Genomic DNA, 6,353 nt, shown 5'->3' on the forward strand with positions numbered 1-6,353 from the left:
GCGGCGCCCGGCCTGGTGTCCCAACCCGCCCCGGTCCAAGCCCGGGGCGGAGCCTCAGGCCGCCGGGGCGTCCTTGGCGGGCTCTTCCGCAACCGGTGCGGCGGCCGGCGCCTCGGCGGCGATCTCGGCGGTGATTTCCGCGGCAAGTGCCTCGGGCAGCACATCGGCCACATCCGGCAGCGCCTCGGGTGCCAGTTCCTCGGCGGCGCCGAGATCGGCACCGGAGGAACCGAGCTCGGCCGAGATGCCATCGAGCACCGCGCCGGCGACGCTGTCGCAATACAGGTGGATGGCGCGGATCGCGTCGTCATTGCCCGGGATCGGATAGGCGATGCCCATCGGGTCCGCGTTGCTGTCGACCACGGCGACCACGGGGATGCCGAGCTTGTTGGCCTCCTCGATCGCCAGCTTCTCCTTCACCGTGTCGATGACGAAGATGATGTCCGGCAGGCCGCCCATGTCCTTGATGCCGCCGAGCGCACGGTCGAGCTTCTCACGCTCCCGCGTCAGCATCAGGACTTCCTTCTTGGTCAGGCCCTGGATGTTGCCGCCGAGCTGCTCTTCCATCTGCTTCAGGCGCTTGATGCTGCCCTGGATGGTCTTCCAGTTGGTCAGCATGCCGCCGAGCCAGCGGTGGTTCACGTAATACTGGCCGCAGCGCGCGGCGCTTTCGGCGACGTATTCGGCGGCGGCCTTCTTGGTGCCGACCAGCAGCACGCGGCCGCCAGCGGCCACCACGTCACGAATCGCGCGCAGCGCGCGGTCCATCATCGGCACGGTCTGCTGCAGGTCCAGGATGTGGACCTGGTTGCGTACGCCGAAGATGTAGGGCGCCATCCGGGGGTTCCAGCGGCGCGTGTGGTGGCCGAAATGCACGCCGGCTTCGAGCAGGCCGCGCAGGGTGACGTCGGGCATCGCCATCGGCGAAATCCTTTCTTCTTCCAGTGGTCCGGTTGATCCTCCGCGCTGCCGCCCCCGCCCGTCAGACCGAAGGGAGGGGACCGGACCCTCGGGGAGAGACCCCCGGAAGGTGCACCGCGTGCGAATTTGCCACCCCGGGGCTTGCGCCCTGGGCCGGCGGGCGCGGTATGCCCCACCGCGGCGGGGGCCGCAACCCCGAAGGCCGGCTTCGCAGCCGGGTTTGCAGCGCTGTCCCCCACCCCTATCCTGCCGCCTCGCCTTCGGACACCCCAAGCCCGCCATGCGCATCCTGGTCGTCTCCCCCACGCCGAGCCACCCGCAGGATGCCGGCAACCGCGCCCGCATCCATGCCGTGCTGTCCGACCTGAAGGCGGCCGGGCACCGAATCACGCTCTGTCTGCTGGACCGTGAGAAGGTCGCGCCGGAATACATTGAATCGATGCGAAACACCTGGGATGAGCTGATCCTGGTGCCGCATGATCGGGCGCTGGAAAAGCCGAGCCTCGGCACCCGGTTCGGGCTGGATGACTGGGTGCAGCCGGCGCTGGAGGAGGAACTGGCGACGCTGGCGGTGCGCCGGCCGGGCTTCGACATGGTGCTGGTCGAATATGTCTTCCTGAGCCGCGCCTTCACCTTCTTCCCGCCGCCGAACCTGCGCGCCGCCGCGCCGGTGCTGAAGCTGCTGGACACGCATGACCAGTTCGGCGAGCGCGACAAACGGCTGCTCGAGCTCGGCCTGACGCCCTCATTCTTCTTCACCACGGAGGCGGAGGAGGCGCGCGGCTTCGGCCGGGCCGACCTGGTGCTGGCGATCCAGGATGAGGAACGCGCGGCCTTCGAGGCCTACAGCCCGAAGCCGGTGCTGACGCTGGGCCACATCCCGGCCGGCGACCGCCCGCCGCTGCCGCCGCGCGCGTCGGATGGGCGCTTCGTGATCGGCTATCTCGGCAGTTCGAACCCGATGAACACCCGGGCGCTGGACCGCTTCCTGGCCGCGCTGGACCTGCCGGGCCTGGCCGCCGCCGGGGCCGAGATCCGTATCGCCGGCAGCGCCGCGCGGCACCTGGAGCCGGGCCCCGGCCTGGCGCTGGTCGGCCCGGTGGACGACCCGGATGAGCTGTATGCCGCGGTGGACCTGGTGGTGAACCCGCATGAGGGCGGCACCGGCCTCAAGATCAAGACGGTGGAGGCGCTCTCGCGCGGCCGCCCGGTGGCCGGCACGATGGAGGCCTTCGCCGGGCTGGAGCCGGAGGCGGCCTGCCACGCCGCCACCGATGCCGCCGCGCTGGCCGGCCTGGTGCAGCGGGCGGTACTGGATGCGGCCCTGCGGCCGCGCATCGCGGAGGCGTCCGCGACAATCTGGCGCCGCTATGCCGCGCGGGTGGCGGCGGAGCAGCGGCAATTGGCCAGCCCTGCCATGCTGCGCCTGGCCGCGGACCGGCCGCGCATGCTGCTGGCGACCGACCTGCGCTTCTGGGAGGAACGGCTGGGCAACCACGCCCGCATCGCCTCCCTCGCCCGCGCGGCGCGGACCGAGATGGACCTCGACCTGTTCTTCATCGGCACGATGTCGGCACCGGAGCATGCCCATGCGAAGGCGCTGCTGGGCGGGAGGTGCCGGATCTTCCCGACCGGCGCCCTGCCGCCGACGCCGGATGCGAAACTGCCGCCGGGGCTGACCCCCTTCGAGCGGCGATCCACCATCGCGTCCCTGCTGCCGCTATTCGCGCAGCATCTGGCGGCCAACCCGCCGCATGCGGTGGTGCTGGAATACATCCGCCTGTCCTATCTGCGCCACGCCATCCACCAGCCGGTGCTGACGGTGCTGGACACGCACGACATCATGTCGCTCCGCGCGCGCAACTTCGCCCATTTCGGCCGCCGCCACTTCATCGAGATCAGCGTGCAGGAGGAATTGCAGATCCTGTCCGGCTTCGACCAGCTTCTGGCGATCCAGCAGGATGAGTTCAACTGGCTGGAGACCCTGCTGCCCGGCCGGGTGATGCTGGCGCCGCATGTGGTGCAGCTGATGCCGCGCGCCGCCGGCCCTGCGGAGGGGCCGGTGCGGATCGGCTTCCTTGGCGGTGACAGCCCGATGAACCGGGACGGGCTGGTCTGGCTGCTGGACCAGGTCTGGCCCGCCATCGCGCCGTTGGGGGCGGAGCTGCATGTGGCCGGCGCGGTCTGCGCCGCGGTGCCACCCGGGCGGCCCGGCGTGGTGGTGCACGGCGCGGTGCCGCGGCCGGAGGATTTCCTCGGCACCCTGCATATCGGGGTGAATCCTGTCTTCTATGGTGGCGGGCTGAAGATCAAGACGGTGGAGTATCTCAGCCACGGCCTGCCCAGCGTGCTGACGGCGGAGGCGCTGTACGGCATCTCCGGCGGCGCGGGCGAGGCCTATGCCCTGGCGGACGATCGCGCCGGTTTCGTCGCGGCGCTCGCCACTTTGGTGCTGGACCCCGCGGCGCGGGCGCGGATGGGCGATGCGGCGCTGGCCTTCGGCCGCCGCCATTTCGCCCCCGCGGCGCTGGCGCCGGCGATGCGGAACCTCGCGGGCCTCGCGCGCGGCATCCCCCTCCCGGCCGCCAAGGCAAGCGCCTGAGCGCGCCGCCGGGCCGGCTTGGCGCCGCGCGATGCGCTGGGCTAAGGGACCTGCCAAGGTGACAGCATCGCAGGACCAGATCGAATGACCCGCGCGCCGCGCCGCGCCGCCGCCAAACGGGGCAAGATGGGCGCCGGGCCGGGCACGGCTGAGGATCCCGCCGCGGAGCCGGCCCCTGCTGCGGGGCTGGCCGGCAGCCCGGCCGGAACCCCGCCCCCCGGCGCGACCCCAGACCTCGCCCCGAGCCTGCCGCCGGCCGCGCCGGTTGCCCCGGCCACATCCGGCCGGCTCCGCCACCTGCTGATCCTGCTTCCCTCCACCCGCTTCGGCGGGACCGAGGGGCATACGGTGCAACTCGCCGCGCGGCTGGCCACCCAGCCGGGCCTGCGCGTCACGCTGGCGGCAGACCCGGTCCTGATGCCGGCCCTGGCCGCCGCCTTCCTGCCGGAACCGGCACAGCCCCAGCTGCACGCCGCCGCCATCGGCTGGTCAGGCCGCGTGCCGGCCGCGGATGAAATCGTGGCGCAGGAAGCCGCTGCGCAAGCGGCGATCACGGCGCTGGCGCCCGATATCCTGCTGATCCCCCTGCCCTGGCCGAATGCCGGGCTGGGCCTGCTGCGCGCCGGCACGGCGCTGCCGCGGCTGGTGGTGGTGCATCTGGCCCCGGAGGCCGAGCCGGGCGGCATCGCGGAAGCGCTGCCCGGGTTGCAGGCGGGCCGGGCGGCGTGGTGCGCGGTCTCCCCCCCCGGCGCGCATCGGGCGGCGCGTTTCTTCGGGCTGCCGCAGGGCGCCGTCGCCCAGGTGGATAATCCGGCCCCGCCGCCGCCCCTGGCCGACCGCACCCTGCTGCGCATGACGCTGCGCGGCGCCCTCGGGCTGCATCCGGATGCGCCGCTGCTACTGTTCGTCGGCCGGCTGGAACAGACCAAGGGTGCGCAGCACCTGCCCGGCATTGCCGCCGCTGCGGGCATGACGCTGGCCTGTGCCGGCGCCGGCCCACTGCGCCCGGCGCTGGACCGCCAGGCGGCGGCGGACCCGGCCCGGCATCTGCGGCTGCTGGGACACTTGGCCGATCCCAGCGCCTGGTATCTGGCAGCGGATGCGCTGGTGCTGCCCTCGGCGCTGGAGGGGCTGCCGCTGGTATTCCTTGAAGCCGCGGCCGCCGGCTGCCCGGTGGTGGCGACGGAATCGGCACTGGAAGGGCTGGGTGCCGCCGCCCCCGGTCTCGCCCGGCTGGTGCCGACCCCCGCGCCGGAGGCCTTCGGCGCCGCGCTGCGCGCCCTGCTGGCGGACCCGGTGGGCGCCGCGGCGATGGCCGGACGCGCGAGGGCGGAGGCGGCGCGCCGGTCCTGGAACCGCATCCTGCCCGAATGGCTGGGATTGCTACGCGCCGCCGGCGCCCACCATGCGCTGGCCCGCACCCCGGCCCCTGAAATGGAGATGCCCAGATGACCGATTTCCTGATCGGCGCCGCCGAAAGGGCCGCCCTCGCGGCCGGGGAGCCCGCCGTGGTGGCCGCGGCCGGCATGATGGGGCTGGAGGCCTTGCCGCTGGCGGTGCTGCGGCCTTTCGGGGGCGTGCTGCGGCGTCAGGCCGGGGATGGCCCGGCCGAGCCCCTGCCGCCCGGCCTGGCGCCGCTGGCCGTGCTCGCGCCGGATGCGGTGGCGGCGGCCGGATTGGCAGCGGGGCTGCCGAAGGGGGTGCCGCAGATCCTCGGCGCGAACCCGGCCCTGGCGCTGCTCGATCTCGCCTTGCAGGCGCTCGCCAAGGCGCAGGCGGCGCGGCTCGCGCTGCTGGGCCGGCCCGGCAGCCGGCCACCCGCCGCGCGCAGCCTGGTGATCGACTTGCCGCCCATCGGCACCGCCACCGCGCCGCCCGCCCAGGGGACGCAGCCCCTCGTGACGCAGCAGCTCGGCCGGGCGGCGGAGGGGCTTTGCGGCATCGCGCTGCATGTCGCCGCCGCGCGCGCCAGCGCCGCCAGCCTGCTGCGTGTGCGGCTGCTGGCGGATGGGCGGGTGATCGGCGCCTGGACCCTGCCGGGCCACATGATCACCGACGGCTGGCTGCCGCTGGACCTGCCGGAACCGGCCCCACCGGGCGCGGCCGAGGCGGTGCTGGAGGTGGCGGTGGAGGTCGCCCCGGGCGAGGTGCTGCAGCTTTCCGCCGCCGGCACCGGCCCCACCGCCCCGCTGGCGCTGCGCGCCGAGACGGCGGAGCCGCACCATCTGGTTCTGCCGTGGCAGTTCGACTGGGCCGCCTGCGGCGTCGCCGCGCCACGCCCCGGGGTCGCGCTGCCGGTGCCGCCGCAGGCCTGGGAGGCAGCCAGGGTCGAGGGCGCCACCACCACCGCCATCGCCGCCGGGGCGGAGGCACCGCGCCTGATGCTTGAGATCGCGCCCGGTGCGACGGCGCGGCTCGTCCTGCCGCTGCTGCCGCCCGGCGCGGCCGACCTGGCCCTGGCCGAGATCGCCTGCCGGCTCGGCGAGGGCGCCGCCTTGCAGGTGGCGCTCCAGACGGGGCCGGAGGCCGGACAGGCGCGGGACAGTGGCTGGCGCATGCCGGATGCGACCGGCTCGCTCCGCATCGCGCTGCCGCTGCCGGCCGGGCTCGGTGGCGCGGTCCGGCTTGGCCTCGCCTTCCGCAACCGATCCGCGGCGGCGATGACGGTGGAAATCTCGATGCTGGCATTGATGGCCGGCGCGGCCGGGGTGCCGCGACAGCGCCCCACCTCGGCACGTGCCACGGCGCTGCCCCAGTTTGCGGCCCCCCTGCCTACGTCGCGCCAGCCCGCCGCGCCCGCGCCCGTGCCCGCTGCGCCCCTGCCCGCTGC

4 protein-coding genes are annotated in these 6,353 nt (G+C 74.2%); 3 read left to right on the forward strand and 1 reads right to left on the reverse strand.

Annotated elements, in window-relative coordinates; genetic code table 11:
* Positions 1–54: 54 nt before the first annotated feature.
* Positions 55–921 (reverse strand): 30S ribosomal protein S2, encoded by an 867-nt coding sequence (rpsB, locus tag Q8S40_RS12355; RefSeq protein WP_304816219.1) that lies wholly within the window; start codon positions 919–921, stop codon positions 55–57.
* A 280-nt stretch (positions 922–1,201) separates the two neighbouring features.
* On the opposite strand from rpsB, the gene Q8S40_RS12360 reads away from it, so the two are divergent.
* From Q8S40_RS12360 to Q8S40_RS12370, 3 genes are all read left to right on the forward strand, one after another.
* Positions 1,202–3,523, forward strand: a complete 2,322-nt coding sequence (locus Q8S40_RS12360; RefSeq protein WP_305670645.1) for a glycosyltransferase — start codon at positions 1,202–1,204, stop codon at positions 3,521–3,523.
* Positions 3,524–3,607: 84 nt separating this feature from the next.
* Positions 3,608–4,975 carry a glycosyltransferase family 4 protein gene (locus Q8S40_RS12365; protein WP_305670646.1) on the forward strand — a complete coding sequence of 456 codons (1,368 nt, stop codon included), beginning with the start codon at positions 3,608–3,610 and terminating at the stop codon, positions 4,973–4,975.
* Positions 4,972–6,353 (forward strand): DUF6212 domain-containing protein (locus Q8S40_RS12370; protein ID WP_305670647.1); only part of this gene is annotated, 1,382 nt, incomplete at its 3' end. The genes Q8S40_RS12365 and Q8S40_RS12370, both read left to right, overlap by 4 nt.

This window comes from Falsiroseomonas sp. (assembly GCF_030695085.1).
Lineage (GTDB): Bacteria > Pseudomonadota > Alphaproteobacteria > Acetobacterales > Acetobacteraceae > Falsiroseomonas.